Source organism: Acidisphaera rubrifaciens HS-AP3 (assembly GCF_000964365.1).
In the GTDB taxonomy this organism is placed as follows: Bacteria; Pseudomonadota; Alphaproteobacteria; order Acetobacterales; family Acetobacteraceae; genus Acidisphaera; species Acidisphaera rubrifaciens.
In genome coordinates this window covers 1-488 of the sequence record NZ_BANB01000938.1, presented here as the reverse complement: position 1 = coordinate 488, position 488 = coordinate 1, and the positions used below count along the sequence as shown (strand labels likewise).

Annotated in this window: 1 protein-coding gene; it reads left to right on the top strand. The window is 73.0% G+C overall.

Going from position 1 to position 488, the window contains the following annotated elements; translation table 11 throughout:
- A partial coding sequence (locus B8460_RS22465; protein ID WP_048863238.1) for a hypothetical protein occupies nucleotides 1–488 on the top strand: 488 nt, incomplete at both ends.

Genomic DNA, 488 nt, shown 5'->3' with positions numbered 1-488 from the left:
GGACGGACTGAAGTTCACCCTGGACAGTCCGGTGGTCACCGACGGGGTGGTGATCGATCCGGTCACCGGCCGGCTGTCGATCGAGGGGTGGGTGCTCTCGCGTGCCGGCATCGAGGGCATCGACGTGCTGGTGGACGGGGCGCGCGTGGGTGCCGCCTATTATGGCCTCGCGCGGCAGGATGTCGGTGCCGCCTTCGCCGCCTGGCCGAACGCGCTGCGCAGCGGGTTCGCCTTTCAGATCCCGTCGCGCGTGCTCAAGAACGGCACGCACGAGGTCGCGCTGCATCTGCGCACGAACGATGCGGGCGTGCACGTCCAGGCCTTTCGCATCACGGTGCGCAAGGATGCCGACGGCGGCGCGCAGGCGGGCCTGCGCGAGCGGCTGCCGCGGGCCGAGGCGGAGTTCCTGCGCCGCATGCTGGCGCTGCTGCCGGCGCAGCCCGTGCCCCGCCTGCTCGTGCGCTGCCCGCCGGGAGCGTCGGACGCGG